General features: G+C 72.6%; 23 protein-coding genes. 6 read left to right on the top strand and 17 right to left on the bottom strand.

The window, feature by feature from the left end; all coding sequences use genetic code 11:
• Nucleotides 1-27 precede the first annotated feature (27 nt).
• Nucleotides 28-591 (top strand): hypothetical protein, encoded by a 564-nt coding sequence (locus tag ACIRFH_RS10770; RefSeq protein ID WP_403518991.1) that lies wholly within the window; start codon nucleotides 28-30, stop codon nucleotides 589-591.
• A gap of 87 nt (nucleotides 592-678) precedes the next feature.
• Here the strand turns inward: ACIRFH_RS10770 and ACIRFH_RS10775 are convergent, their stop codons facing one another.
• From ACIRFH_RS10775 to ACIRFH_RS10790, 4 genes are all read right to left on the bottom strand, one after another.
• Nucleotides 679-1,425 carry an esterase/lipase family protein gene (locus ACIRFH_RS10775; protein WP_403518993.1) on the bottom strand — a complete coding sequence of 249 codons (747 nt, stop codon included), beginning with the start codon at nucleotides 1,423-1,425 and terminating at the stop codon, nucleotides 679-681.
• 139 nt (nucleotides 1,426-1,564) lie between these two features.
• The gene (locus ACIRFH_RS10780) at nucleotides 1,565-1,924 is read right to left on the bottom strand and encodes a hypothetical protein (protein WP_403518995.1); all 360 of its coding nucleotides are present in this window, start codon (nucleotides 1,922-1,924) and stop codon (nucleotides 1,565-1,567) included.
• A gap of 219 nt (nucleotides 1,925-2,143) precedes the next feature.
• The gene (locus ACIRFH_RS10785) at nucleotides 2,144-3,025 is read right to left on the bottom strand and encodes an SGNH/GDSL hydrolase family protein (protein WP_403518997.1); all 882 of its coding nucleotides are present in this window, start codon (nucleotides 3,023-3,025) and stop codon (nucleotides 2,144-2,146) included.
• 156 nt (nucleotides 3,026-3,181) lie between these two features.
• Nucleotides 3,182-3,775 carry a DinB family protein gene (locus ACIRFH_RS10790; RefSeq protein ID WP_403518999.1) on the bottom strand — a complete coding sequence of 198 codons (594 nt, stop codon included), beginning with the start codon at nucleotides 3,773-3,775 and terminating at the stop codon, nucleotides 3,182-3,184.
• A 239-nt stretch (nucleotides 3,776-4,014) separates the two neighbouring features.
• On the opposite strand from ACIRFH_RS10790, the gene ACIRFH_RS10795 reads away from it, so the two are divergent.
• The gene (locus ACIRFH_RS10795; RefSeq protein WP_403519001.1) at nucleotides 4,015-5,661 is read left to right on the top strand and encodes a multicopper oxidase family protein; all 1,647 of its coding nucleotides are present in this window, start codon (nucleotides 4,015-4,017) and stop codon (nucleotides 5,659-5,661) included.
• A 275-nt stretch (nucleotides 5,662-5,936) separates the two neighbouring features.
• Here the strand turns inward: ACIRFH_RS10795 and ACIRFH_RS10800 are convergent, their stop codons facing one another.
• The 3 genes from ACIRFH_RS10800 to ACIRFH_RS10810 form a co-directional block, all read right to left on the bottom strand.
• Nucleotides 5,937-7,691 carry a lysyl oxidase family protein gene (locus ACIRFH_RS10800; protein ID WP_403519002.1) on the bottom strand — a complete coding sequence of 585 codons (1,755 nt, stop codon included), beginning with the start codon at nucleotides 7,689-7,691 and terminating at the stop codon, nucleotides 5,937-5,939.
• 567 nt (nucleotides 7,692-8,258) lie between these two features.
• Nucleotides 8,259-9,290: a DUF6215 domain-containing protein gene (locus tag ACIRFH_RS10805; RefSeq protein ID WP_403519004.1), complete on the bottom strand. Its 1,032-nt coding sequence runs from the start codon at nucleotides 9,288-9,290 to the stop codon at nucleotides 8,259-8,261.
• A gap of 133 nt (nucleotides 9,291-9,423) precedes the next feature.
• Nucleotides 9,424-10,878: an amino acid permease gene (locus ACIRFH_RS10810; protein ID WP_403519006.1), complete on the bottom strand. Its 1,455-nt coding sequence runs from the start codon at nucleotides 10,876-10,878 to the stop codon at nucleotides 9,424-9,426.
• A 146-nt stretch (nucleotides 10,879-11,024) separates the two neighbouring features.
• Between ACIRFH_RS10810 and ACIRFH_RS10815 the strand changes: the two genes are divergently transcribed.
• The gene (locus ACIRFH_RS10815) at nucleotides 11,025-11,882 is read left to right on the top strand and encodes an IclR family transcriptional regulator (protein WP_403519008.1); all 858 of its coding nucleotides are present in this window, start codon (nucleotides 11,025-11,027) and stop codon (nucleotides 11,880-11,882) included.
• 1 nt (nucleotide 11,883) lies between these two features.
• On the opposite strand, the gene hutC is transcribed toward ACIRFH_RS10815, so the two are convergent.
• Complete coding sequence (gene hutC, locus ACIRFH_RS10820; protein WP_403519153.1) at nucleotides 11,884-12,633, bottom strand: histidine utilization repressor; 750 nt, start codon at nucleotides 12,631-12,633, stop codon at nucleotides 11,884-11,886.
• A gap of 220 nt (nucleotides 12,634-12,853) precedes the next feature.
• On the opposite strand from hutC, the gene hutU reads away from it, so the two are divergent.
• Nucleotides 12,854-14,539: a urocanate hydratase gene (gene hutU, locus ACIRFH_RS10825; protein WP_403519010.1), complete on the top strand. Its 1,686-nt coding sequence runs from the start codon at nucleotides 12,854-12,856 to the stop codon at nucleotides 14,537-14,539.
• Nucleotides 14,536-15,510: a formimidoylglutamase gene (gene hutG, locus ACIRFH_RS10830; protein ID WP_403519012.1), complete on the top strand. Its 975-nt coding sequence runs from the start codon at nucleotides 14,536-14,538 to the stop codon at nucleotides 15,508-15,510. The genes hutU and hutG overlap by 4 nt, the downstream gene beginning before the upstream one ends.
• Before the next feature lie 110 nt (nucleotides 15,511-15,620).
• Here hutG and ACIRFH_RS10835 read toward each other — a convergent pair whose 3' ends face one another.
• Together ACIRFH_RS10835 and hutH are read right to left on the bottom strand one after the other, a co-directional pair.
• Nucleotides 15,621-16,196: a HutD family protein gene (locus ACIRFH_RS10835; protein WP_403519014.1), complete on the bottom strand. Its 576-nt coding sequence runs from the start codon at nucleotides 16,194-16,196 to the stop codon at nucleotides 15,621-15,623.
• A gap of 90 nt (nucleotides 16,197-16,286) precedes the next feature.
• Complete coding sequence (gene hutH / locus ACIRFH_RS10840) at nucleotides 16,287-17,822, bottom strand: histidine ammonia-lyase (protein ID WP_403519016.1); 1,536 nt, start codon at nucleotides 17,820-17,822, stop codon at nucleotides 16,287-16,289.
• A gap of 139 nt (nucleotides 17,823-17,961) precedes the next feature.
• Between hutH and ACIRFH_RS10845 the strand changes: the two genes are divergently transcribed.
• Complete coding sequence (locus ACIRFH_RS10845) at nucleotides 17,962-18,747, top strand: IclR family transcriptional regulator (RefSeq protein ID WP_403519018.1); 786 nt, start codon at nucleotides 17,962-17,964, stop codon at nucleotides 18,745-18,747.
• Between the two features lie 9 nt (nucleotides 18,748-18,756).
• On the opposite strand, the gene ACIRFH_RS10850 is transcribed toward ACIRFH_RS10845, so the two are convergent.
• The 7 genes from ACIRFH_RS10850 to ACIRFH_RS10880 form a co-directional block, all read right to left on the bottom strand.
• Entirely contained in the window at nucleotides 18,757-19,422 is a 666-nt protein-coding gene (locus tag ACIRFH_RS10850) for a phosphoribosyltransferase (protein WP_403519020.1), read from the bottom strand.
• Between the two features lie 65 nt (nucleotides 19,423-19,487).
• Nucleotides 19,488-20,159, bottom strand: a complete 672-nt coding sequence (locus ACIRFH_RS10855) for a dienelactone hydrolase family protein (protein ID WP_403519022.1) — start codon at nucleotides 20,157-20,159, stop codon at nucleotides 19,488-19,490.
• 278 nt (nucleotides 20,160-20,437) lie between these two features.
• Complete coding sequence (locus tag ACIRFH_RS10860; RefSeq protein ID WP_403519024.1) at nucleotides 20,438-21,274, bottom strand: endonuclease/exonuclease/phosphatase family protein; 837 nt, start codon at nucleotides 21,272-21,274, stop codon at nucleotides 20,438-20,440.
• 115 nt (nucleotides 21,275-21,389) lie between these two features.
• Nucleotides 21,390-22,064: a lactate utilization protein C gene (locus ACIRFH_RS10865; protein WP_403519025.1), complete on the bottom strand. Its 675-nt coding sequence runs from the start codon at nucleotides 22,062-22,064 to the stop codon at nucleotides 21,390-21,392.
• Nucleotides 22,061-23,539, bottom strand: coding sequence for a LutB/LldF family L-lactate oxidation iron-sulfur protein (locus ACIRFH_RS10870; RefSeq protein WP_403519027.1), 1,479 nt, complete (start codon nucleotides 23,537-23,539; stop codon nucleotides 22,061-22,063). Before ACIRFH_RS10870 ends, ACIRFH_RS10865 begins: the two co-directional genes overlap by 4 nt.
• Nucleotides 23,536-24,291, bottom strand: a complete 756-nt coding sequence (locus ACIRFH_RS10875; protein ID WP_403519029.1) for a (Fe-S)-binding protein — start codon at nucleotides 24,289-24,291, stop codon at nucleotides 23,536-23,538. The genes ACIRFH_RS10870 and ACIRFH_RS10875 overlap by 4 nt, the downstream gene beginning before the upstream one ends.
• A complete protein-coding gene (locus ACIRFH_RS10880; protein WP_403519030.1) occupies nucleotides 24,291-25,790 on the bottom strand; it encodes a rhamnulokinase family protein in 1,500 nt (499 codons plus the stop codon). The genes ACIRFH_RS10875 and ACIRFH_RS10880 overlap by 1 nt, the downstream gene beginning before the upstream one ends.
• Between the last annotated feature and the right edge of the window lie 18 nt (nucleotides 25,791-25,808).

The following is a 25,808-nucleotide window of genomic DNA, read 5'->3' on the forward strand; positions in this document are numbered from 1 at the left end:
CATGACGCACTGCATGGAGGTTCCTTCATGAAGTCTCCGACGGTCCCCGCCGACAGTCCTGCGGCGGCGAAGAGAGCGCGGCACACGAGAGGCACACGCATCCGGTCGGCCGTCACGGCCCTCGCCCTGGTGGCCGCGCCCGGCGCCGTCGTCGTCGGCAGCGCCGGCGACGCGTTCGCGGTGACCAAGATCAGCCATGCCACCGCGACGTCGATGTTCCGCGAGGTCGGGATCACCTGGTCGTCCTCCGGCGGCTGTTCCGACCGCAACAACTCGTCCTGTACGTCCTTCGACCAGCTCAACCTCGCCACCGCTCAGGGCGCCCAGACCCTGAAGCGGGCCAGCGGGTGCGCGCTGAACATCACGGGCGGGACCGAGACCGGACACGCCTCCGGCACGTACTCGCACTGGAACGGCTACAAGCTGGACTTCAGCAAGTACACGTGCGTCGGCAACTACATCAAGAACAGCTTCACCTACATCGGCCTGCGCGGCGACGGTGCTCCGCAGTGGCGGTCCGGCTCCGGCAACGTCTACGCCGACGAGGGCAACCACTGGGACGTCACGTACTACAACTGCGGCGGCTGCTGAGCCCGAACGGCGGTCGGCGCGGGAACGGGACGGGACACGCGCGACGGCGTTCGCCGGGTGCGCGTGTCCCGAGGCGGCGCGTCGGGGTCAGGAGGCGACGAAGCGGGCGATCTGGCCGAGCACGAGCGGGTCCGCCAGGAAACCGAGGTGGGTCTGGCAGGCCACGTTGTTGTTCGTCGCGCCGCTCAGCCGCGTGCTGGTGAACGGGATGATGATGCCGTCGCACGCCGAGTACCAGGTGGCGTACCGGGTGGAGCCCGGCGTCTCGTCACCGGCGGAGATCTGGGAGATGAACGAGGAGCCCGGATACATCTGCCGGCAGGTGGTGTAGATCAGACAGGCACCGGCGGAGGTGGTTCCGTGGTTGGCGCCGGCGATCGAGGCGAGGTGGCTGACGCTGGTGTTGCCGCCCAGCACCTTCAGGTAGTACTGGCTGACCAGGCCGCCCATCGAGTGGTTGACGACGGCCACCTTGCTCGCACCGGTCCGCGCCTTGACGTTGTCGACGAAGGAGGCGAGACCGCGGGCGTTGGTGACGTTGTCGCCGTAGGAGTTGTACTCGTAGGCGAAGAGGCGGGAACCGGACCAGCCGTTGAGCCGGAAGACGTTCATGGCGGTGACCCAGTTGGACGCGTTGCCGGTGTATCCGTGGACGAAGACGACCGGCGTGCTGGTGGACAGCGGCCGGGCGTCCGTGCCCGCCGGCCGGGTGGAGACGGCCGGGGCGGTCGCGGTGTCCGCCGCGCCGGCCGTCGGGGCCGACGAGAACAGACTGAACGCGACGGCGGCGGCCGCGAGTACGCCGAGGAGCCGACGTGGGGAACGGCGACGCATGGAGCCCTCCGGGAGGTGGGGTCGGGAGTGCGTTGACCCGACCCAGATTCCCGGGGGCCCGAGCGGTTGCCATCGGTGAAATCACCAGTGCTCACCGGGGCGCCGGCCGGGGCGATCCCGGCCGGCGCGTGGTGGCGGTTCAGTCGTCGGAGTAGCTGAAGTCGCCCACGGTCCAGGCGCTCACGTCCTCGATCGCGACGCGGTACATCCCGCCCGTCTCCGGGATCCCCACCGTGCCCTGCAGGATCCGGGCAACATGGAAGTGCAGGTGCGTGGGCGGCCCCTCCTTCTTCGCGGGGGTGTCGAAGACGGCGGAGAACTCGCTCAGTTGGGCGGAATCCGTCAGGACCTCCGACACCCTCTGCCGCCATACGGCTTCGGGAGCCAGGCGACCGGTGACCACGGCACCACCGGTGACCACGGTCAGGGACATCTGACTGCTCTGCCCGGACTCCACGAGGGCGGCGATGTCAATGATCAGCTCGTCAGGCTTCGGCATGAGACCGGATTCTATGCACCGGAAGCCACCACCAGGGAGCGCGGCTGCCCGAAGGGCCTCTGTGGCGGGCTCGTACGAGCCCTCGGCCCCTCACGGAAGGTGCCGGCTCCGGAGCCCTCGGCCGGGCCGGCCGCACCTGTCGCCCGGGCACGCCCGGCGCTTCCGCCGGCCGGCGGTGACGTGGGCGAGCCCTGTGCCGGCCGCGGACGACACCACCCCTCACCGGCCGCCGCCGGACGGTGCCGACGTCGCGCGGACGGCCGCGGCGAGGGCGTTGCCGATGGCCCGGGCGCCTGAGGCGTTGGGATGCAGAGGCGCGGCCAGGTGGGAGGGGACCAGGCCCTCGAAGTAGCGGTCGGCGGGGGCGGCGCAGATGTCGTGCCCGATGCTCAGTGTGTAGGTGTCGACGAAGGCGGCACCATGCTCTTGGGCCGTCCGCTTCAGTACGGCGCTGAGGTGGTCGATCGCGCCCTGGAGGTAGTTGGCGTCCTGCTTCCAGTAGGGCTGGGCGGGGTAGCAGCCGTCGGGCCGGAGGTAGTCGCCGTAGCCGACGACGAAGATCTCGGCATCCGGCGCCCGCCGGGCGATGTCGTCCAGGGCGGTGGCGAAGACCGGTGCCCAGGCGTCGATGCGGGACCTGATCCGGTCGGTGCCGCCGGCGGTGTTCTTCTTCGCGCAGCTGGTGCCGCGGGGCTCGGGCAGGATGTTGACGCAGCTCAGCGCTTCGTCGAAGAGGTCGGTGTCGTTGCCGCCGATGGTGATGCTGACGAGGTCGGTGTCGGGGGTGAGCGCGTCGTACTGGGGTGGGGTCCCCGGGTGCTGGGCGGTGCTCAGATGGCCGACGGTGGCGCCGGAGCAGCTGACGTCGGTGAGCTTCGCGTCCAGGGCCCCGGCCGCGACGCGCGGGTAGCCGGCCAGGGAGCGCAGGCACGCGGGGTCGTGCGGGTCGGACGGCGGTACCAGCGGGGCGGCCGCGTAGGAATCGCCGAGCGCGACGTACTGCAAGGGGTCGGCGGCCGAGGCGGTCGTGACCGGAGCCGTGGCCGATACGCCCCCGGCGGACAAGACGATGGCCAGGGCCATGCGCAGGGCTGTCTTCAAGAATGCCTCCGTTCGGCACGCACGCGTGCGGGATCCTTTCCTACTACGCGCACGTCCGCGCGGGCCCGCCGCCGCACGGGGATGTCATCCCTCCGCACTGCGACGGAACGGTTCGGCGGGCCGCGCTCGGTGCCGGGCGACGACGGTGGTGCCCCCTTACGCGTCCCGGTCGGCTTCCCGGGCCGCACGCTCCAGCCGGCCTCGGTAGCCCTCCCACCACGCCGGGTCGCCCGGCGCCATGCTGTCGTTGCCCCTCCTCTCCCCGACGCCGCCGTCGATGAGTTCGCGGACGATGTCGGCGTGCCCGGCGTGCCGGTGTGTCTCGGCGATCATGCGCACGACGGCATGGTGCAGCGTCACCTCGGCCCTGTCGCCGGGCCACCACGGCACCTTGCCGGTCGTGTCCAGCGCCAGCGCGTCGATCGTCGCGTCCGCGTGGGCCCACGACCGGCGGTACAGCGCCACGATGTCCTCGCGCGACTCGTCGGCGGTCGCCCACATGTCCGCGTTGGTCTCGGCACCGTCCTCCAGCCAGGGCAGCGCCTCACCGGACGGCCGCCCGAAGACGTCGCCGAGGTAGCCCAGTTCCATGCTGGCCACGTGCTTCACCAATCCCAGGAGGTTGGTGCCCGTCGGCGTGAGCGGGCGGCGTATGTCGTACTCCGAGAGTCCTTCGAGCTTCCACAGCAGCGCGTCGCGGGCGGACTGCAGGTAGCGGTGAAGATCGGCCTTGGCATCTGACGTGTTCATGAGGCCAGTCTGCCGCTCGCGTGCCCCGCGTCCCATCGGAACCGGTGATCGGGCGCGAAGAGGTCCGGAAGTCTTCTTCCCTCCGGCCGGACGGCGGGTCGCCGCGCTGCCCGAGAACACGCGGACGCGGCGAGCCGTCGGCCGCGGCCGTCCGCCTGCCGGTGGAATTCACGCCCGTCGCGTCAGCCGTTCGGCCGCACCGACAGGCTGTCCGATCATCCGGCATGTCTTATGCAGTCATGATCAAACCTTCTCGGCGCACCCTGCTCCGCGTCCCGGTCGCCGCAGCCGGCGCGGGTCTCCTGGCAGCCTGTACGAGCCCCGGCCCGGGGTCGAGCTCCGGCTCGGGACCGAGCTCCGGCCCTCGAGGAGCGGCCGGTGCGGCGACGTTCGTTCCGGCCGGGCCGCCGGGTTACATCAATCCGTCCGACCCGGAAGTCCTCGCGGCCGAACGGAAACGCGGAACCGGTCCGGTGCGCACGTACCGGCTCACCGCCGCCGAGACGATGCTGGACCTCGGCGGGCTCTCCGTGCCGAGCTGGGCGTACGACGAAGCGCTTCCGGGTCCTCTGGTGCGGGTCACCGCCGGAGACGTGCTCGACCTGACACTCGTCAACCGGCTGCCCACCGACACCACGCTGCACGGCCACGGAGTGCGGCTGCGCTGCGACATGGACGGTGTTCCGGGCCTCACCCAGGAGGCCATCCGTCCCGGGTCCGACTTCCGCTACCGTTTCACCGCCGAGCACCCGGGAACGTACCTGCTCCACTCCCACGTCGGGATGCAGGCGGACCGAGCGCTGTACGCGCCGTTCGTCGTCGACGACCCGCGAGAGCCCCTGTCCTACGACAAGGAGTGGGTCGTGGTCCTGGACGACTGGCTCGACGGCGTGGAAGGCTCCACCCCCGACGAGGTCCTGGACCAGCTCAGGCCCGGTGGCTCCATGGACATGGGGCACATGGGCATGGGGCCCGGCCACGGCGGCGCGAGCCCCGGCCGGCCGGCGACGTCGCTCCCCTCGCCCACCAGGAAGCCCGCGGGCCCCTCGCGCGTGCTGCGCTCCTCCCACAGCCGCATGCTGCACGGCGAGGGCGGCAGCGTCGCCCACCCCCACCACCTGGTCAACGGGCGCCTGCCCGCTCATCCCGAGGTGTTCCGCTGCCGTCCCGGCGACCGGGTCCGGCTGCGCATCATCAACGCCGGTTCCGAGACCGCCTTCCGGGTCGCGCTGGGCGGTCACGGGATGACGGTCACCCATACCGACGGCTATCCGGTGAAGCACGCGAAGACCGACGCCCTCCTCGTCGGCATGGCGGAGCGGTACGACGTCCTGATCACCGCCCGGGACGGCGTCTTCCCCCTGGTCGCGCTGCCCGAGGGCAAGAAGGGCAGGGCCCTCGCCGTGCTGCGCACCGACAAGGGGAGCAAGAACCTTCCCCCGGCCGACGCCCACCCGGACGAACTCGACGGCAGGACCGTTCCCGCGCGCCGGCTCGTACCCGACGACTCCGTGGCCCTGGACGACCGCGAACCCGACCGCGAGATGCGCATCAGGATCACCGGCAGCATGGCGAAGTTCGACTGGGGGTTCGACCACAAGGCCTACTCGGAGCAGGAGCGCCGTCCGGTGCGCGCCGGGGAACGGGTACGGCTGACCCTCATCAACGCCACGGACATGTGGCACCCGATGCACCTGCACGGGCACACCTTCGCCGTCAACGGGCTGGACGGCGTAGGTGCGCGCAAGGACACCGCGGTGGTGCTGCCGCACCGGAAACTGGTGCTCGACTTCGACGCCGACAACCCGGGCCTGTGGATGCTGCACTGCCACAACCAGTACCACTCGGAGAGCGGGATGATGACGATCCTGGGATACCGCAGATAGGCGGCGGGCAGCGACGGCCGCTCCCCCGCGGCCGCTACGGGCCCGAGGCGCTGAAGGGGTCCGGGGAAGACGCGCCGCACGGTCTCGGCGTCGGTGCTCGGGCTCTCCCCATGGCGCAGAGCCGGCCGCGGTCGCCGTCCGGTCCGCCCGGCCTGCTCGAGCAGCCGGGCCGGACGGGTGCGGTGCTGCCGGACGGCATCCCGTGACACGTAGGGGCCGGCGGCCACTGCGTGTGGTCGCCGGCCCCCGGCCCGTGCCAGTCACCTGACGATGGGTCAGTTCGCGTTCACGAGATCGTGCGCCGGCACGGTCACCGTCCGCTTGCCCGGCTTGCCGCCGAGGACGATCTTCCGGAGCGCGCTGTTGTTGCCGAGGTCGGTCTCCTTCAGACGCTTCTCCGGGTTGGCCAGCACCTGGATGTAGTACGTGCCGTTGGGCACGTCGGTGATGTCGAAGGACTGGCCCGGCAGGTCCTGGGTGTACGTGTCCCCGGAGCCGACGTCCAGCACCTCACGGACGGAGATCGAGGTCTCCTGGCCGCAGGCGGTCGCCAGGTCGGTGTTGAACGGGTGCCAGTTGGCGTTCTTCACCGTGTAGTCGACCGCGTCGGTGTTGGCCAGGCAGAATGCCTCCTTGCCGCTGCGCACGGCCTCCTTCTTGTCCGCCTTCAGCAGCCGGTAACTGGCGAAGTCGGTGAAGTGCCAGTGCACGTGGCCCGGGCGCGGGTCCCATTCCATGGTGCCGGTCGGGGTGTAGCCGACCTGCTTGCCCTGGGCGTCGTAGAAGTACTGGTAGGCGTCCATCTTGGCCTTGCCGGGCGAACGGAAGCCGTCCACCACCAGTTGCGCCGGGCCGGCGTTCCACACGTTGGCGCTGAAGGCCAGGTAGTCCTTGCCGGGGATGTCCTTCTCGCCGTCGCTGATGACGATGCCGTAGGCCGGCAGCGAGCGCAGGTCGGGCTTGGGGACGTCCGGGACGGAGGGCTTGCCCGCGGGTCGCTTCGCCAGCGGCTCGAGCGCCGGTGCCTTGCGTGAGCCGTCGGTCTGCCCGCCCGTGTCACCGATCCGCATCGCGCGCGCGGCCTGCTCCTTCTTCACCGCCCAGGGCAGGGCCGGGGGCGCCGCCTTCAGCGGCCCGTGGCCCACGTTGTACGAGGGGCCCGCGCCGCTCGTCGCCGGCGCGGCGGCCTGGGCCGGCGTCGGGGCGTGGCCCGCGTGCCCGGCCGGCGCCAGGTGGTCCGCTCCGTGCCCTGCGTGCTCGCCGCCGGCCTCGGCGGACCGGTCGGAGCGGAGCGCCGCCCCGGGAGTGCCCCGCTCGTCGTCGTAGCTCCGCTCCTCCACCTTCACCTTCACCGTGACCGGCTTGTCGGCTATGCCGAACAGGTCGCGGTACTTCTTGGCGACACCGACCTTGGCCGTGTACGTACCGGCCGCCAGCTTGACCGAGTCGGTGTAGGAACCCGCGTAGGTGTTGGCGGCCCAGCCCTTCTCGACGCCCCACACCGAACCGAGGGTGAACGGATTGGTGGGGCAGCTCTCCGGATACTTGGAGGTGGCGGGCGCGTCGGGGCGCACCCGGCCGCTGGCGTTGTTCGGGCAGAAGTTCTCGGTACGGCTGAGGACCTTCTTGCCCGCCTTGTCGGTGACCGTGATCTCCGCGAAGCCGGGCAGGCCGGAGAAGTCCTTCACCGTGCCCTTGGGCAGCGCCTTGGTCGTGGCCCTGCCGCCCTCGTACACGGTCTGGGTGATGGTCACCGGGTCCTTGTAGGACTTCCGGGTCACCTTCAGCTCCAGCGGCGTCCCGTCGGCGGTGAGGTAGGTGCCGAGGTCGAGGTAGACGCCCGGGTCCTCCTTCCAGGAGGTGAGCGTGATCGTGTCGGTCGCGGCGATGAGGCTCAGCTTGGGCCCCGTCGCGGCCTCCGCCGGCTCCGACGTGGCGGCCACGAGCCCGGCGGTCACGGCCATGGCGGCGACGGCCGTGGTGCCGGCGAGCAGCGGACGCCGCAGCCGGGTGGTGCGCGTTCTGGTCATCGTTCCCTCGTCCTCCGGATGCTGTGAGAAGGAGACAGGCGGCGGGCGGCACGTCTCGTCGGTGACGACGGTCGCGGGGCCCGCACGGTGAGGTGCACTTCCTGTGCCCGCGCCGTGAGAGGAACGGATGCGATGTCCGGTTGTCCAAGAAGCGGAAAGGGGCGGGATGTTGGCCGGATAACTTCGTCGCGGAGGAAATCGGGTCATTCTCGCGGGGGCGTCCCGCCCGGTGACGGTTCTTCTGGTATTGGGGCGGCCGGAGTCCTGTCGGCCAGACCGCGAGCCGTCACCGACCGCGGCCTCGAGACGGCCGACCCGGTCGGCGCGGTCCGGAAGACGCGGCCCGGGATGGCGAGAGGTCTCTGCCCGACGACACGTGCACCTCCGCCGCCACCGGGTCTCGCCGGCACGAGGATCCACGGTTTCGTCACCTCGGAGTACCTCACCGGCGCCGCGCGTGGCCGGGGTCCTCCACTCGTACAGGCGAGAGCTGGTCGTCGGCGGCGGGTCCTGCGGCTGAGGCGTGGTCTGCCCTGCGCTTCGTCGCCGGCGATACCGGGCGCCTCGTCACACGGCCCGTTCGGGGAGGGCGGGGAGGACCTTCTCCGCGATGCCGAGGAGTGCCCTGTCGTCCGGGAGGGCTCCGGTCGCGCTCCACACGGTGATGTCGTAGTAGCCGCCCCGGTCCTTCCTGTCGAAGGCCACGGTCAGCGTCCTGGCCAGGGGGCCCTCTTCGATTGGCCCGCCGGAGGTGCCGCCTCCGAGGTTGATCTCGATCTTCATGGTGTGGTCCGAGGAGAGGACCGCGGGCCGGCCGAGGACCGTGAGCGTCCTGACGTCCGTCTCCTCCCCGTACTTCATCAGCTTCACGTACTGGGCGATCGACAGCTCGTTGTACGTGGCCGAGACGTTCACGGTGTACGTGTCGAACTGGACCTCGGCCTCCGGCTGGGCGATCTTCCCGTCGGTCAGGGGAGCCGTGTTGCTGGTGCCGGACGCCACGGTGGCGGTCTCCGCGGGCGTTCCGAGGAGCTGGGCCAGGTCGGACCGGTTGAGTGCCTCGCACAGCTCCTCGCCGGTCACGGCCTGCGGCGTCCTCTTGTAGGCACTCGGCGTTTCCTCGCGGTCCCCGCTCGAACACGAGGCGGCCCGCGGCGTGCTGCCGTTGTCGTCGGAGGGCAGCAGGTGCGGGCCCAGCCACAGCGCGGCCCCGAGTGCCGCGAACACGGCCACGGCGGCGACGGCCTGGCCCCACGCGTTGGGTTCCTTCTCCGGGGCGGCCGGAGTGGGACGCCGCCCCGCTCCGGGCTGGGGGTGGGGCCGGGGCTGGGGCTGGGGCTGGGGCTGGGCGGCAGCGTCGGCCACCGCCCCGGCCGCGGGGGCCGCCGGGCTCTGGTTCCGGCGTGCCCGCAGGGCCTGGACCACCCCGTGGACGCGCACCGCGGTGAACACGAGGAACAACGCACCGAGACCGACCGCCACCCATTCCTCATCGCGAAGGCCGAGATACACGATGCGCACGCCGAGGACCGATCCCACCGCGATGAGCAGGGGCTCGCGGACCCAGAACGGCAGGAGACGGAGGAGGAAACCGAGCATCCGGCGATCTCACCAGGGCAAGATCACGCCTGGCTGTGACGGAAGCCATAGTTCCGGGTCACGGAATGCACAACACCGTCGAGCCCGCGGGCCGCGTACCGGCTCCTCGCCCGCCGGTCCCCCTTCCGCGGCGTCACCGCGGTGCGCGGGCCGGTTCCTCCGTGCTCGCCGCGTCACCGTCCGGGCTCGCGCAGCCCGTCCCCTCCGTGGCGGAGACCGGCTGCGGGCCGGGCTGCCGCGGCCGGATCCACAGGGCGTGGACGCCTCCGAGGAGCGCCAGCCACACCGCGCCGACGACCAGGGCGATCCGGGTGCTGCCGTCGAAGGCGAGCAGCACCATGACCGCGGCCATGAAGACGATGGCGGCGATCTGGCCGTAGGGCCAGAAGGGGACGGGGAACTTCAGCGACGCCCTCTCCTCGGCGGACATCGCCCTGCGCGCCTTGACGTGGGTCAGCAGGATCATCAGCCAGACCCAGACGGTGGCGAACGTCGCGATCGAGGAGATGATCAGGAAGATCTCGCCGGGCATGAGGACGTTCATCAGTACACCGAGCAGCAGGGCCCCGATCATGACGAGGGTGGTCACCCACGGCACGCCGTTGCGGGTGACCTTCAGCATGACGGCGGGGCCCTGGCGCCGCTCCGCCAGGCCGAACATCGTGCGGCCCGCGGCGAAGATGTCGCTGTTGATCGCCGACAGGGCGGCGGTGAGGACGACGAGGTTGAGGACGGCGGCCGCGGACTTGAGCCCGACGCCGGTGAAGATCTCGACGAAGGGGCTGCCCGACGCGTCGATGTCCTGCCAGGGGGTGATCGACATGATCACCGCGAGGGTGAGGACGTAGAAGAGGATGATGCGCAGCGGGATGGAGTTGACCGCGCTCGGGATGGTCTTCTCCGGGGACTGGGCCTCGCCCGCCGTGACGCCGATGATCTCCGTGCCGCCGAACGCGAACATGACCACGGCGAACGACATCACGAAGCCGTCGGCGCCGCCGGCGAAGAAGCCGCCGTGGCTCCACAGGTTGGACAGGCCGACGTGGCCGCCGCCGTCACCGAGACCGAAGGCGATCACGGCGATGCCGACGAGGATCATCGCGACGATGGCCACGATCTTCACCAGGGAGAGCCAGAACTCCAGCTCGCCGAAGACCTTGACGCTGACGAGGTTGAGCGCGCCGATGAGGAGGACGGCGGCCAGCACCCAGATCCAGCGCGGCACGCCGGGGAACCAGAAGCCCATGTAGACGCCGACCGCGGTGATGTCCGCGACGCAGACGATGACCATCTCGAAGGCGTACGTCCAGCCCGTGGTGAACCCGGCGAGCGGGCCGAGGTGCCTGGTCGCGTACTCACCGAAGGAGCCGGCGCTCGGCGAGGCCACGGCCATCTCGCCGAGGGACCGCAGCACGAGGAAGACGGCCGCTCCGCCGATCAGATAGGCCAGGAGGACCGCGGGCCCGCCGGCCCGGATGGACTCGGACGAGCCGTAGAAGAGCCCCGTGCCGATCGCGGAGCCGAGGGCGATGAAGCGGATGTGCCGGGAGCGGAGCCCTCTGCTCAGGCCGGCGGTGTCGGTACGCAAACGAGTGTCTCCCTCTTCGGGGGTGTGCGCCGGAAGGTGTGACGGAGCGGTTCCCGTCTCGTCCCGGCCGGACCGTCGTCCGAGATCCCGGCGGGGACGACCGCCTGTATATTCCTGTCTATACAGGAGCGTCAAGGGGTGGTCCGATGAGTGAACGCGAGCCGGCACCGAGCACGCCGTCGCCGTCACACGCGCCGTCGAGCGCGTCACCGGCCGTCGGCCGGGCGCTGGACATGCTGGTGTACCTCGCCGGGCGCCCCGGACTGGTGCAGGCCGCGACGCTCGCCCGTGACCTGGGAATCCCGCGGTCGTCGGCGTACCACATCCTCAAGGTCCTGGCCGACCGCGGCTTCGTCACCTACGTGCCGGCGGAGCAGGCGTACGGCCTGGGCGTCACCTCCTTCGAGGTCGGCTCCGCCTATCTGCGGCACGAGCCCCTGGAACGGCTCGCCCGGCCCCTCCTGCACACGCTCGCGAGCCGCCTCGGCCAGACCGTGCACCTGGGGATCCTGCACGGCGCGGAGACGGTCTACCTGCTCAAGGAACGCCCGCCCGCGGGCCGGGCCGGCGACATCGACATCGCCCTCGTCACCGACATCGGCGTCCGCCTGCCGGCCCATCTCACGGCCAACGGGCGCGCCATCCTCGCCCACGCCTCCGAGGCGCAGCTGCGGGCCCTGTTCCCCCGGCCCGGCGACCTGACCACCCGCACGGGCAGGGGCCCGCGGACGCTGCCGGAGCTGGCCGGCGAGCTGGCCCGGGAGCGGGAGCGCGGCTGGTCCCAGGAGGTCGAGCTGGTGACCCGCGGTTTCTGCTCGATGGGAGTGGCGGCGTTCGACCACAACGGGCGGCCGGTCGCGGCGATCAGCACCACCTGGCGCCGCCACCACTGCCGGCACGACGCGGCCCATGTGCGGGACGTCCTGCGGCAGGGCGCCGCACGGCTCACCTCGGCCGTCTCGGGTCATGCGCCGGCCACGGCGGCGGGGGCGTCCGCCGCGTGAGTCAGTGCGTCGCGAACGCGCCCTCGAGGCGGTAGCGCGAACCGGGGTGCAGCAGCCGCGCGATGCTGACGAGCGCGTCCCGTGACCAGGTGCGGCGGTGGATCAGCAGACAGGGCTCGGACGGCGCGACACCGAGGACCGCGCTCTCCTCGGGCGACGCCAGCACGGCCTCCACGATGTGCTCGCCCTTGCCCAGGGGCGCGACCTTGGACAGGAAGGTGAACGGCGTCTGCCGGGTGAAGTCCTGCTCCAGGTAGCCGGGCGCGAACGCCGGGACGACGTAGCGGTCCTCCAGCTGGATCGCCACGCCGTCCTCGTAGTGGACCACCCGTGAGCGGAAGACCGGCTCCCCCTCGCCGAGGCCGAGGTGCGCGCCGGTCTTCCCGTCGGCCCGCTCCTCGCACACGGACAGCACGCGGGCCTCGTAACGGTGGCCGCGGTGGCGCACCTCGTCGGCGATGTTGTGCACCTCGAGCAGGGCGGAGCTGGCCTTCCTCGGGGCGACGAAGCTGCCCACCCCCATGACCCGCCGGATGACGCCCTCGCCGGCCAGCTCGCGCAGGGCGCGGTTGACCGTCATCCGGGACAGGCCGAGCGCCTCGACGAACTGGCTCTCCGACGGCAGCGCGTCGTCCTCGCGCCAGTGGCCGCCGGCGATCCGCTCGGCGACGAGGTCCTTGACGCGCCGGTAGGCGGGAGCGGAGCCGGCCGTGCGCTGCTCGTACAGCCGGCCGAGCTCCGCTGGATCCACGATCAAGCCGCCCACCGTCCCTCGTCCTCCGCCGCGTTGCCGCCGCTGTCCCGTACCGACTGGAATCCTAAGCGAGGGCGCCGCGCCGCGAAGGGGCCGCTGCCGCCGGGCGCGAGGAAGGGTCTCGGATCCGAGAAACCCGCGGAACACCGCTGGCTCCGTGTCCGCCGCTGCCGTGTCATGGCGGGACAACGGCTCGATCGTTTCGTGAGGAGTCCCCATGACCAGTGTTTCCCCCGCAGCTCCGGGCGTCGTCCGCGCCCCGCGCGGCACCGAACTGAACTGCCTCGGCTGGCAGCAGGAAGGCGCCCTGCGGATGCTCATGAACAACCTCGACCCCGAGGTCGCCGAGCACCCCGAGGACCTCGTCGTCTACGGCGGCACCGGCAAGGCCGCCCGCAACCGGGAGGCCTACGAGGCCATCGTCCGCACGCTGAAGACGCTGAAGGACGACGAGACGCTGCTGGTGCAGTCCGGCAAGCCCGTCGGCGTGATGCGCACCAGCGAGTGGGCGCCGCGCGTGCTGCTGGCCAACTCCAACCTGGTCGGCGACTGGGCCAACTGGGAGGAGTTCCGCCGCCTGGAGGCCCAGGGACTCACCATGTACGGCCAGATGACGGCCGGTTCGTGGATCTACATCGGCAGCCAGGGCATCCTGCAGGGCACGTACGAGACCTTCGGCGCCGTCGCCCGCAAGAAGTTCGGCGGCAGCCTGGCCGGCACCATCACCCTCACCGCGGGCCTCGGCGGCATGGGCGGCGCCCAGCCGCTCGCCGTCACCATGAACGACGGCGTGGCCATCTGCGTCGACGTCGACCCGTCCCGCATCGAGCGCCGGATCGCCCACCGCTACCTCGACGTCGCCGCCGACGACCTGGACCACGCCCTGCGCCTCGCCGTCGAGGCCCGCGACCGGCGCGAGCCGCTCTCCATCGGCCTGACCGGGAACGCCGCCGAGGTCTTCCCCGAGCTGCTGGAGCGGGGTGCGCCGATCGACATCGTCACCGACCAGACCAGCGCCCACGACCCGCTGTCCTACCTGCCCGTCGGCGTGAGCCTTCAGGAGTGGCACGAGCAGGCCCGCAAGGACCCCGCCGGCTTCACCGAGCGCTCCCGCGCCTCCATGGCCAAGCACGTCGAGGCGATGGTCGGCTTCCTCGACGCCGGCGCCGAGGTCTTCGACTACGGCAACTCGATCCGCGACGAGGCCCGCAAGGCCGGCTACCAGCGGGCGTTCGACTTCCCCGGCTTCGTGCCGGCCCACATCCGGCCGCTGTTCGAGGAGGGCCTCGGCCCCTTCCGCTGGGCCGCCCTCTCCGGCGACCCCAAGGACATCGAGGCCACCGACAAGGCCATCATGGAACTCTTCCCGGAGAACGAGCACCTGCACCGCTGGCTGAAGATGGCCGGTGAGCGCGTGGCGTTCGAAGGGCTGCCCGCCCGCATCTGCTGGCTGGGCTACGGCGAGCGGCACCGCGCCGGTCTGCGCTTCAACGAGATGGTCGCCTCCGGCGAGCTGTCCGCGCCCGTCGCCATCGGCCGCGACCACCTCGACTCCGGCTCCGTGGCCTCGCCCTACCGCGAGACCGAGTCGATGCTCGACGGCTCCGACGCCATCGCCGACTGGCCGCTGCTCAACGCCCTCGTGAACACCTCCTCCGGGGCCTCCTGGGTCTCCATCCACCACGGCGGCGGCGTCGGCATGGGCCGCTCCATCCACGCCGGCCAGGTGTGCATCGCCGACGGCACCGAACTCGCGGCGCAGAAGCTCGCCCGCGTCCTGACCAACGACCCCGGCATGGGCGTCATCCGGCACGTGGACGCCGGGTACGAGCACGCCGCGTCGGTGGCGAAGGAGCGCGGCGTGCGCATCCCGATGACGGAGACCGGGGGCGGCGCGGCGTGAGCACCACACGGACGCAGGTCCTCACGGACGTCCCGGCCGCGCCGTGGACCGGCCGGGACGACGGCCCCGGCGCCGACAACCTCCGCTGGCACCACGCCGTGCGCCTCGACCCGGCCGAGGCGGCCCCGGGCGACGTCGCCCTCGTCGGCTTCCGCAGCGACGAGGGGGTACGCCGCAACAAGGGCCGGCAGGGCGCCGCGAACGGCCCGGCCGCCCTGCGCAGCGCCCTCGCCTCGATGGCGCTGCCGAAGCCGCTGCGGGCCCTGGACGCCGGCGACATCGAGGTCTCCGGGGACGGCGAGGACGACCTGGAGACGGGGCAGCAGCGCCTGGGCCGTGCGGTGGCCGCGCTCGTCGACCGCGGCCACCCGGTGATGGTGCTGGGCGGCGGCCACGAGGTCGCGTACGGCAGCTACATCGGACTGGCCGAGACGCGGGCGGTGCGCGGGGGCGGCCGTCTCGGCGTGCTGAACCTCGACGCGCACTTCGACCTGCGCGACGACGTCCGGCCCAGCTCCGGCACGCCCTTCCTGCAGATGGCGCAGAGCGAGACGCGGCACGGCCGGGACTTCAACTACTGGGTGCTGGGCGTCAGTCAGCCGAGCAACACCGAACGGCTGTTCCGCACCGCGGACTCGCTCGGCGTCCGTCATCTGCCGGACACCGAGTGCGGCCTGCTCGACCTGGCGCGCGCCGAGAGGTTCGTCGACGAGTTCCTCGCGAGCTGCGACGTGGTGCACCTGAGCATCGACCTCGACGTGCTGCCGGCCGCCGTCGCGCCGGGTGTCAGCGCCCCCGCCGCGTACGGCGTGCCCATGGAGGTCGTCGAACGCGTCTGCGCCCGGGTGGCGGCGAGCGGCAGGCTCGCGGTCTGCGACGTCGCCGAGCTGAACCCGGAGTTCGACGTGGACCAGCGCACGGCCCGCGCCGGGGCGCGCCTGATCCACCGCATGGTGACCGCCCTGGCGTGACACCCCGCGGGCCCGCACCGGGCCCGCCCCCCCCAGCAGGCCGCCGGGCCGTGAGAAGCGACGAGAGCCGCGGCCCGGCGGCCGCGGCTCTCCGGCGTCGGCGAGCCCGGTCAGTGCCCGGGCTCGCCGACGAGGTCGACGACCGCGAGGACCCCGTCCACACCGATGGTGTCGACGGGGTCCTCGTCGCTGAGCAGGACGGCGTCGAGACGGCCGAGGCGGACGGACGCCCCGTGGAGCAGGGCCGTCCCCTCCAGGACGACCACGAGGACACGGGTCCCGGCGTCGGGCCGGACGGAGGTGTCCGAGCGCTCGATGCGGACCCGTGCCGTCGTCCCGCCGCGCCGGACCATCACGTTGAAGTCGACGATCGGCCCGTTCAGCAGCCGGCACTCCGTGACGGCGTCACCGGGGAAGGCGAAGGGCTCGTACGGGGCGTCGACGACGTGCGGGGTCCCGTCGACCGTCAGGACCATGCCCGGTCCGTCGACGAGGGTGATGATCCTGTCGACGCCGTCGAACGTGGAGAACGGTCCGCTGTCCGCGACGTCGGCGACGCTGACCCGCCACGCGAAGTCGCCGGTCCCCGCGCCCTCCGGGTGGACGGCGACCTCCGTCGTCACACCCGTGCCGTTCTTCCAGGACGCGGGGGTCCGCTCCGACGCCCGCAGGGTCCGTGGTGCCATGGGGGTTTCCCTTCTCATCGAGAACACGCGTCGAAAAGCCGCACACCTCCCGGGCCGTGGGCCCGGGAGGTGTGCGCAGCGGCGGTCCGGTCAGACCAGCGGGCCGGTGACCGACTCCGCGGCGGCCAGGGCGCGGCCGGAGGTGACGTACTGGAAGGTCTCCTCGATCTCGGGGGCGAGCCAGCGGTCGGTGCCGGGGCCGTCGACCGTCTCGCGCAGTCCGTCGCGCACCGCGGCGGTGGCGGGCGCCGGGGTCAGCGGGGCCCGCATGTCGAGCGCGCGGGCGGCGGTGTAGATCTCCACCGCGAGGACGCGGCCGAGTCCGTCGAGGGCGCGGCGCAGCTTGCGGGCGGCGGACCAGCCCATGGAGACGTGGTCCTCCTGCATGGCGCTGGAGGGGATCGAGTCGGTGGAGGCCGGTACGGCGAGCCGCTTGAGCTCGGAGACGATCGCGGCCTGCGTGTACTGCGCGATCATGTGGCCGGAGTCGACACCGGGGTCGTCGGCCAGGAAGGCGTTGAGGCCGCGGTTGCGGGCGGGGTCGAGGAACCGGTCCGTGCGGCGCTCGGAGATCGAGGCGAGGTCGGCGACCGAGATGGCCAGGAAGTCGAGGACGGCGGCCACCGGGGCGCCGTGGAAGTTGCCGTTGCTCTCCACCCGGCCGTCGAGGGTGACGACGGGGTTGTCGACGGCGCTGGCCAGCTCCCGGGCGGCCACCAGCTCGGCGTGGGTGAGGGTGTCGCGGGCCGCGCCGTGGACCTGCGGCGAGCAGCGCAGCGAGTACGCGTTCTGGACGCGGGTGCACTCCGGGCCCTTGTGGCTGGCGACGATCGCCGAGTCGGCGAGCAGGGAGCGCAGGTTGGCGGCGCTGTCGGCCTGGCCCGGGTGCGGGCGCAGTGCCTGGAGGTCGGCGGCGAACACGGCGTCGGTGCCGAGCTGGCCCTCGACGCTCATCGCGACGGCGATGTCCGCCGTGCGCAGCAGCAGGCGCAGGTCGTGGGCGGCGAGGACGAGCATGCCGAGCATGCCGTCGGTGCCGTTGATGAGGGCGAGGCCCTCCTTCTCCTCCAGCACGACCGGGGTGATGCCGGCCTCGGCGAGCGCCTCGGCGGCGGGCTTGCGCACGCCGTCGGCGGTGCGGACCTCGCCCTCGCCCATGACGGCGAGCGCGCAGTGCGCGAGAGGGGCGAGGTCGCCGGAGCAGCCGAGCGAGCCGTACTCGTGGACGACCGGGGTGATGCCGGCGTTCAGCAGCGCGGCGTACGCCTCGGCGGTCTCGGTCCGTACGCCGGTGCGGCCCGTGGCGAGGGTGGACAGGCGCAGCAGCATCAGCGCGCGGACCACCTCGCGCTCGACCTCGGGACCCGAGCCCGCGGCGTGCGAGCGCACCAGGCTGCGCTGGAGCTGGGCGCGCAGTTCGGTGGGGATGTGGCGGGTGGCCAGGGCGCCGAAACCGGTGGAGACGCCGTAGTGGGGCTTGGCGTCGTCGGCGAGGGCCTGGACGACCTCGCGACTGCGGGCGATCTCCTTGAGCGCCTCCGGGGCCAGGGCCACCGGGGTACCGAGACGGGCGACGGACACGACTTCGTCGGCGGAGAGCGCGCCGACACCAACAACAACGGTCATGCCCCCATGAAGCCGCAGGCGGGCCGGGGTGCGCGAGGGGTTCCCGATCAGTAGTGTCTGGGATCCAAGACATTGCCGCCTGTCGGTGTCTGGGGACCCAGACACTTGGTCCGCCCGGCCCCTGGTCTACTCTCGGCGCATGAGCATCGTCCCGGCCGCCGCCCAGGTGCTGGCCGTGCTGCGCTATCTGGCGCGACAGGCCGCGCCGGTGCCCGCGGCCGCCATCAGCCGTGACGTGGGCCTGCCCCGCTCGACGACCTACCACCTGCTCGACACCCTGGCCGCCGAGGGTTTCGTCGTCCATCTCCCGGAGGAGCGGCGCTACGGCCTCGGCGTCAGCGCCTTCGAGCTGGCCTCCGGGTACGAGCGTCAGGCGCCGCTCCAGCGGCTGGCCCGGGTGCCGCTGGCCACGCTCGTGGACCGTACCGGGCACAACGCCAACCTGGCCGTGCTGCACGGCCGCGAGGTCATCTACGTCATCGAGGAGCGCGCCCCGGGGCGGGCGCCGCTCGTCAGCGAGGTGGGGGTGCGGCTGCCGGCCCATCTGACGGCCAGCGGCCGGGCGGTGCTGGCACTGCTGCCGGCCGCGCAGGTGCGGGCGATCTTCCCGGACCGGTCCGCCTTCGTGCTGCGGCACGGCGTCGGTCCCGCGTCGCTGACGGCCCTGCGGGGCCTGCTGGCCCAGGTGCGGCGCCGGGGGTACGCGACGGAGGAGGGCGAGGTCACCCCCGGCCTGTCCTCCGTGGCCGCGCCGGTACTGGACCACCACGCACACCCGATCGCGGGCGTCTCCGTCACCTTCCCCGGTGAGTCGGCCGGTGAGCCGGAACGCCGGCGGATCGCGGACCACGTGGCGCACACGGCGCGGGAGCTGACCCGGCGCGTGGGCGGCGTGAGCGCGGTGCGGTCCGGGCGGGAGCGGTGACGCAGACCGTCACGCGCCGGGGGGTGAGGCCGCTCTGTGTGCGTTCAGGACCTCGACGACCTCGTCGTCGCCGACCTGATCGAAGTCGTCGTACCAGAGGCCGACCGCGCGGAAGTCCGGCGGCTGCCGGAGGCACAGGACGTCGTCGGCCTCGGCGCGCATCTCGGCGACGGCCTCGGGGGCGCCGACGGGGACGGCGAGGACCAGGCGGGCGGGGTCCAGCCGCCGGAGGTGGCGCAGGGCGGCGCGTGCGGTGGCGCCGGTGGCCAGGCCGTCGTCGACGAGGATCACCGTGCGGCCCTCGACGTCGGGTGTGGACGTCCCGCCCCGGTAGAGCAGGGCGCGGCGTCTGAGTTCCTCGCGTTCCCGGGCCACGTCCGGGACGAGCCGGTCCTCGTCGAGGCCGAGCATCGTCAGGGCCCGCCGGTCGAACAGGGGCGGGTCGTCGCCCACGACCGCGCCGATGCCTGTCTCCGGCCTGCCGGGAAGGCCGATCTTCCGTGCCACGAGCACGTCCAGGGGCGCCCCGAGGGCCCGGGAGACCTCGGCGGCCACCGGCACGCCACCGCGGGGCAGCGCGAGGACGAGGGGACGGAACAGCTCGCCGTCGGACGCCCACTCCATGAGCCGCAGCCCGAGTTCCTGGCCGGCCGTCCGGCGATCGGGGAATCGCATGATCTGATGCCTGCCTCTCTCCTCCGAGGGAAACGGGGCCCGTCGCGTCCGGGCCCGCCGTGGTGTCAGCGGGTGCGGCTGTCGCCGGCTCCTTCACCGAGGTGGTCCCGGAACCAGGCGGCGGCGACGTCGGTGACCTCTTCCAGGGCTCCGGGCTCGGGGAACAGGTGGGTGGCGCCCGGGACGACGTGGATCCGGTGGTGGGCCCCGAGCCGCCGGGCGGCCTCACGGTTGAGTTCGAGGACCGTCCCGTCGCCGCCGCCTACGACGAGCAGGACCGGTGCGGCGACCAGAGGAAGGGCGTCGCCCGCCAGGTCCGGCCGGCCTCCCCGGGACACCACCGCGCGCACCGTCGCGGGCCGCTCGGCCGCCGCGGTCAGCGCGGCCGCCGCTCCGGTGCTCGCCCCGAACAGGCCTACGGGCAGACCGGCCGTGCCGGGCTGTCGCCCCAGCCAGTCGACGGCGTCAGCGAGGCGCCGCGCCAGCAGGGGGATGTCGAAGCGGTGCCGGGCCGTGGTGGTGTCCTCGCGTTCCTCGTCCTGTGTGAGGAGGTCCAGCAGCAGCGTCCCGAATCCCGCTCCGCGCAGACCGACGGCGACCGCGCGGTTGCGGGGGCTGAGCCGTGAGCTGCCGCTGCCGTGCGCGAACAGCACCGTGCCCCGCGCACCGGGGGGCACGGTGAGATCGCCGTCCAGGGTGACGTGGTGCGAGGGCACCTTCACGGTTGCGGACGCCATGCCTGCTCATCTCCCCTGAGGCTGTCCGGCGGCCGGGAGGACCGGGTACCCCGGCCGTCCCGTTCCGTATCAGGACTCGCCTTGATCCACAGGCCCGTTCGTTCCCTTGCCGTCGAGCGCACTCCGACTCCTGGGCCGGCGCTCCCCCGCCGCCCCACCCGCCCCGGAGCACCGGCACGCACCATCGAGCCCTCGGCAGGACCGGCATCGAGGTCAGCGCCCACGCCTCGGCACGATGACGCCCGGCACCGACCTCCGCCGGACCGGGGCAGTTCGCGTCAGGGCTCGGCCAGGTCGGCGTGCAGCATGTGGTGGTCCGAGTACGGGGTGGGGTGCACGCGGTGTCCGAGCGGCGTGATGCCTCGCAGGAAGACGTAGTCGAACTTGCTCTCCCAGTCGGTGGTCGGCTCGCAGGCGCCGACGGACGAGGGACGGCACCCGGGGTCCGCGTCCGTGGCCAGGTCCCACATCCGGTCGAGTTCGGGAGCCTCCGGCACGGCGTTGAAGTCGCCGAGCACGACGGCACGGTCGTACCGGGCGACGGCCGCGGCGAGGACGCCGGTCTGCTCCGCCCGGACCGCCTCCTGGCGCCGTTGGGCGAGGTGCGTGTTGAAGACCCGGACGGACCGGCCGCCCACCGTCGTGGTGACGGCCATGTACCCCCGGTCCTCGGACCCGCCGTCGGGGTACTCCACGCTGACGCGGTCCGTCATCGGCGCCGCCGACAGGACCGCCTGGCCGAAGGCCCCCGGATCCCACGGCCATCCGCCGCAGCGTCCCCGGTTCCGCAGGACCGACCCGTACTCGACGTGGTACACCAGCCCGTACCGGCTCTCCAGATGGTCCCGGATGCTCTCGACGTCGCGCACGCACGCTTCCTGCATGCCGACGACCTGGGGCGCGTACGCGGCGATCTCCGCCGCCCGGTCGGCGTTGCTCTCCTTGCAGGGGTTGCAGAGGTTCCAGGTCATGACCCGGTTCGGTACGACGTCCTTGACGGCGTCGGCGCGCGGTGCCCCGGCGGAGTGGCCGTCGTCCGGTGCACCGTGACCGAAGACCAGGACGCAGGCCACCACCGTCGCGCCCACGAACCACCGCGTTCTCCTGCCGAGCACGATCGCCTCCCCGCTGTGCCTGCGCCTGGTGTCCGGCGTCTCCCCGCACGAGGTTAGGCGACGGACTCGGCCGGCCACCTGTGCTTCCGGTCATTCTCCGGGCCGTGCGCGGCGGTCAGTCCGTCACCAGGGCGACCTCCAGGGTCCGGGGCCCGTGCACTCCCTCGACCCGGTCGAGTTCGATGTCGCTGGTCGCCGACGGACCGGAGATCCACGTCAACGGGCGTGCCGGGTCCAGGCGTTCGAGGGCCTGGGGGACGGAGGCGACCACCTGGCCGGGGACCCGGACGACGCAGATGTGGTGGTCCGGGACGAGCGTGATCCGGCGGCGGCCCTGGTCGGGGGAGCCGTCCAGGACGATCGTGCCGGTCTCGGCGATGGCGACGGCGCAGCCCGTGACCACGCTCTCGACCCCGTCGAGTTCGCGGGACGTGCTCACGGCCCGGTCGTGCACCCGAACGGGATCGGCGGCCGACATCCACTCCGGCGGCAGTCCGGGCGGCACGAGCACGTGCTGCGAGCCACGTTCGGCGAGCAACCGCATGATGAGGTGGGGCAGTTCGCCGGAGGTCGCCCGGTGCACGATCGCCCGGTAGTCCGCCAGGTTCTCGGCGAGCAGGTCCACCGTCTGCGCGACCGTCCGGTCCCCGTGTTCGCGCAGGTAGTCACGGGCGACCGCCCGCTCGTACCGGGGGTCCCCCCCGGGCCGTCCGGGCACGGGGGGAGTGTCGCGCGGCACGTCCGCGAGGGCGCGCCGTACCCGGCCCAGAACGCGTTCCCTGCTGCTCACTTCGTCTCGTCCTTTCCACCGCGCGTGCGCTGCCACCAGTCCCGGAACGGCTCCGCGGGCACCGCCGGGAGGTCCCGGCCGCCGCTCCACGCCCGGCCCGGGCCCGGAAGCGTGCGCGGATGCAGGCGGCGGGTGCGCGACGCCAGCCGCTGTCCGGCCCGCAGCGCGCCGGGGTGTGTGAACGCCCACTGCGCCGCGCGCATCGCCGCCCGCTCGGCGGCGTGTCCCTTCGCCGGCTTCAACACGACCCGGTTGCCCTCCCGGACGGCCGGCCCGCCCTGGACGACCCGTTCCCGCAGGTGCACCAGGACGTCGGGAATGTCGATGGCGACCGGGCAGACCTCGTAGCAGGCGCCGCACAGGGAGGACGCGTAGGGCAGGGATGCGTCGATCCCACTGCCGGTGCCGCGCAGTTGAGGGCTGAGGATGGCGCCGATCGGGCCGGGGTACACCGAACCGTAGGCGTGTCCGCCGGCGCGCTCGTAGACCGGGCAGACGTTCAGGCAGGCCGAGCAGCGGATGCAGCGCAGGGCCTGGCGGCCGACCTCGTCGGCGAGGGTGTCGGTGCGGCCGTTGTCCAGCAGCACCAGATGGAACGTGCGGGGGCCGTCGCCGTCGGTGATGCCCGTCCACATGGAGGTGTACGGGTTCATGCGCTCGGCCGTCGAGGAGCGGGGCAGCAGCTGGAGGAAGACCTCCAGGTCCCGCCAGGTCGGCACGACCTTCTCGATGCCGACGACGGAGATCAGCGTCTCGGGCAGGGTCAGGCACATGCGGCCGTTGCCCTCGGACTCGACGACGACCAGCGTGCCGGTCTCGGCGACCATGAAGTTGGCGCCGGAGATGCCGACCTTGGCGCGCAGGAACTTCTCCCGCAGGTGCAGCCGGGCCGCCTCGGCGAGCTCGGCGGGCGTGTCGGTCAGGTCCTCGGGTGCCGGGCGGCCCCACTCGCCCATCTCGGAGCGGAAGATGTCGCGGATCTCGCCGCGGTTGCGGTGGATCGCCGGGACGAGGATGTGCGAGGGCCGGTCCTTGCCCAACTGCACGATCAGCTCGGCGAGATCGGTCTCGTAGGCGCGGATGCCCCGGGCCTCGAGCGCCTCGTTGAGGCCGATCTCCTGCGTCGCCATCGACTTGACCTTGACGACCTCCGACTCACCGGTCTCCTCGACCAGCCGGGCCACGATCTCGTTGGCCTCGTCCGCGTCGGCGGCCCAGTGCACGGTGCCGCCCGCCGCCGTGACCGCCTCCTCCACCTGCACCAGATAGCGGTCGAGGTGGCGCAGTGTGTGGTCCTTGATCCGTTTCCCGGCCTCGCGCAGCTGCGCCCAGTCGTCCAGCTCCGCCACCGCCCGCGCCCGCTTGTCGCGGATCGTGTGCGTCGCGTGCCGCAGGTTCCCGCGCAGCGTCGTGTCGCGCACGGCGTCCCGGGCCGCCTCGGGGAAGGACGGCATGCCCAGATACGTACCGCTCATCGCACCGGCTCCTCTTCCGTGCTCGCCAGGATCTCCGCGAGGTGCAGCGCCCGTTGGGGCGCGTCCCGGCGGCGCAGCATGCCGCCCAGGTGCATCAGACAGGAGTTGTCGGCACCGCACAGCACGTCCGCGGAGGTGGACAGGGCGTTGCGGATCTTGTCGTCGCCCATGGCCTCGGACACGTCCGCGTTCTTCACCGCGAAGGTGCCGCCGAAGCCACAGCACTCCTCGGCGCCCGGCAGCTCGATCAACTCCAGTCCCTTGACCGCCTGCAGCAGTCGGCGCGGCCGGTCGCCCAGGCCGAGCATGCGCAGTCCGTGGCACGACGGGTGGTACGTCACCGTGTGGGGGAAATACGCCCCCACGTCCGTCACCCCCAGCACGTCCACCAGGAACTCGGTCAGCTCGAGGACGCGCGGCACGAGGGACGCGGCGGCGCCGGCGAGTTCCGGGCCACGTCCTTCGGCTTCCGCCTTGGCGCCGATGCGGGGGTAGTTGTCGCGGACCATGGCGACGCAGGAGCCGGAGGGGGTCACGACGTGGTCGTAGCCGTCGAAGGCGCGGGCCATGCGGCGCACCAGCGGTTCGGTCGCGTGCCGGTAACCGGTGTTGTACTGGGGCTGGCCGCAGCAGGTCTGGGCGGCGGGGAAGTCCACCTCGACTCCGAGGCGTTCGAGCACCTTGACGGTGGCGATCGCCGTGGACGGGTAGAGGGCGTCGTTGACGCAGGTGGCGAAGAGGGCTACGCGCATCAGGGTTCCGTTCGGGCAGGGGTGAGCCTGGCGGCCGCCGCGTCCCAGGCGGCGCTGCCGCCCCGGGGACTGTATCGCCTGAGGTGCTGGGTGGAGGCGACGAGCCGGCGCATCGCGGCGAGGTCGGCCACCAGTCCGGCCGCTCGGGCCTGGACGAGGATGTTGCCGAGGGCGGTGGCCTCGGTGGGTCCGGCGATGACGGGCAGGCCGGTGGCGTCGGCGGTGAGCTGGCAGAGCAGGTCGTTGCGGGAGCCGCCGCCGACGAGGTGGATGTGGGTGATGTCGCGGCCGGCGAGTTCGGCGGCCTGTCTCAGGGTGCGGCGGTGGGCCAGCGCGAGGCTCTCCAGGATGCAGCGGACGACGGCACCCTGGCTGCCGGGGACCGGCTGGCCCGTGCGGCGGCAGCGGTCCCGGATGCGTTCCGGCATGTCGCCGGGGGCGAGGAACTCGGGGTCGTCCGGGTCGATGACCGCGCCGAACGGGCGGCAGCGGGCGGCCTCGGCGAGGAGTTCGGGGATGTGGGTGGGCAGGCCCTGCGCGTCCCAGGTCCGGCGGCACTCCTCCAGCAGCCACATGCCCATGATGTTGCGGAGGTAGCGGACGGTGCCGTCCACGCCCAGTTCGTTGGTGAAGTTCGCGGCCCGGGAGGCCTCGGTGAGGACCGGGGCGTCCAGTTCGAGGCCGGCGAGGGACCAGGTGCCGCAGGAGATGTAGGCGAAGTGCGGCTCGGTGGCCGGGACGGCGGCGACGGCGGAGGCGGTGTCGTGCGAGGCGACGGTGACCACCGGGGTGCTCGCGTCGAGGCCGGTGTGGTCGGCGACGTGCGGCAGGAGGGTGCCGGCCGGGTCGCCGGGGCGGCGCAGCGGCGGCAGCAGGCCGGGGTCGAGGGAGAGCCGCTTCAGGAGCTGCGCGGACCAGGTGCCCGTGCGGGCGTCGAACAGACCGGTGGTGGACGCGTTGGTGACCTCCGCTCCGAGGGATCCGGTCAGCCAGTGGACCAGCAGGTCCGGAATGAGCAGCAGGGTGCGCGCGGCACGCAGCTGGGCGCTGCCGGCCGCCGAGGCGAGCTGGAAGACGGTGTTGAACGGCAGGTGCTGGAGCCCGGTGATCCGGTACAGCTCCTCGGGGCCGACGTGGGTCCGAACCCGCTCGGCGGCGGTGTCGGTGCGGCCGTCCCGGTAGTGGTACGGGGTGCCGAGGAGTACGCCGTCGGCGTCGAGGAGCCCGTAGTCCACCGCCCATGTGTCCACGCCGATGGAGACCACTCCCCCCGCCCGGGCGGCTTCCCGCAGTCCGTCGACGGTTCCCTGGAAGAGCGCGAGCAGGTTCCAGTGCAGTCCGTCGGGCAGGCGGACGGGGGTGTTGGGGAACCGGTGGGCCTCGGTCAGGTCGAGGTCGTCCGGTCCGACACGGCCGAGGATCACCCGGCCGCTGGTGGCCCCGAGGTCGACCGCGGCGAACGCCGAGGGGAAGGCCGAGGAGGCCGGGGTGGTGGTCACGTGGTGGTACCTCCGCTG

It is taken from the genome of Streptomyces sp. NPDC093586 (assembly GCF_044764905.1).
Classification (GTDB): Bacteria; Actinomycetota; Actinomycetes; order Streptomycetales; family Streptomycetaceae; genus Streptomyces.

What these genes read in the sequence shown, in the direction of transcription:
- ACIRFH_RS10770 (WP_403518991.1), top strand. Translation starts at nt 28, where the DNA reads ATGAAGTCTCCGACGGTCCCCGCCGACAGTCCTGCGGCGGCGAAGAGA.
- ACIRFH_RS10775 (WP_403518993.1), bottom strand. Translation starts at nt 1,425, where the DNA reads ATGCGTCGCCGTTCCCCACGTCGGCTCCTCGGCGTACTCGCGGCCGCC.
- ACIRFH_RS10780 (WP_403518995.1), bottom strand. Translation starts at nt 1,924, where the DNA reads ATGCCGAAGCCTGACGAGCTGATCATTGACATCGCCGCCCTCGTGGAG.
- ACIRFH_RS10790 (WP_403518999.1), bottom strand. Translation starts at nt 3,775, where the DNA reads ATGAACACGTCAGATGCCAAGGCCGATCTTCACCGCTACCTGCAGTCC.
- ACIRFH_RS10795 (WP_403519001.1), top strand. Translation starts at nt 4,015, where the DNA reads ATGATCAAACCTTCTCGGCGCACCCTGCTCCGCGTCCCGGTCGCCGCA.
- ACIRFH_RS10800 (WP_403519002.1), bottom strand. Translation starts at nt 7,691, where the DNA reads ATGACCAGAACGCGCACCACCCGGCTGCGGCGTCCGCTGCTCGCCGGC.
- ACIRFH_RS10805 (WP_403519004.1), bottom strand. Translation starts at nt 9,290, where the DNA reads ATGCTCGGTTTCCTCCTCCGTCTCCTGCCGTTCTGGGTCCGCGAGCCC.
- ACIRFH_RS10815 (WP_403519008.1), top strand. Translation starts at nt 11,025, where the DNA reads ATGAGTGAACGCGAGCCGGCACCGAGCACGCCGTCGCCGTCACACGCG.
- hutU (WP_403519010.1), top strand. Translation starts at nt 12,854, where the DNA reads ATGACCAGTGTTTCCCCCGCAGCTCCGGGCGTCGTCCGCGCCCCGCGC.
- ACIRFH_RS10835 (WP_403519014.1), bottom strand. Translation starts at nt 16,196, where the DNA reads ATGGCACCACGGACCCTGCGGGCGTCGGAGCGGACCCCCGCGTCCTGG.
- hutH (WP_403519016.1), bottom strand. Translation starts at nt 17,822, where the DNA reads ATGACCGTTGTTGTTGGTGTCGGCGCGCTCTCCGCCGACGAAGTCGTG.
- ACIRFH_RS10845 (WP_403519018.1), top strand. Translation starts at nt 17,962, where the DNA reads ATGAGCATCGTCCCGGCCGCCGCCCAGGTGCTGGCCGTGCTGCGCTAT.
- ACIRFH_RS10850 (WP_403519020.1), bottom strand. Translation starts at nt 19,422, where the DNA reads ATGCGATTCCCCGATCGCCGGACGGCCGGCCAGGAACTCGGGCTGCGG.
- ACIRFH_RS10855 (WP_403519022.1), bottom strand. Translation starts at nt 20,159, where the DNA reads ATGGCGTCCGCAACCGTGAAGGTGCCCTCGCACCACGTCACCCTGGAC.
- ACIRFH_RS10870 (WP_403519027.1), bottom strand. Translation starts at nt 23,539, where the DNA reads ATGAGCGGTACGTATCTGGGCATGCCGTCCTTCCCCGAGGCGGCCCGG.
- ACIRFH_RS10875 (WP_403519029.1), bottom strand. Translation starts at nt 24,291, where the DNA reads ATGCGCGTAGCCCTCTTCGCCACCTGCGTCAACGACGCCCTCTACCCG.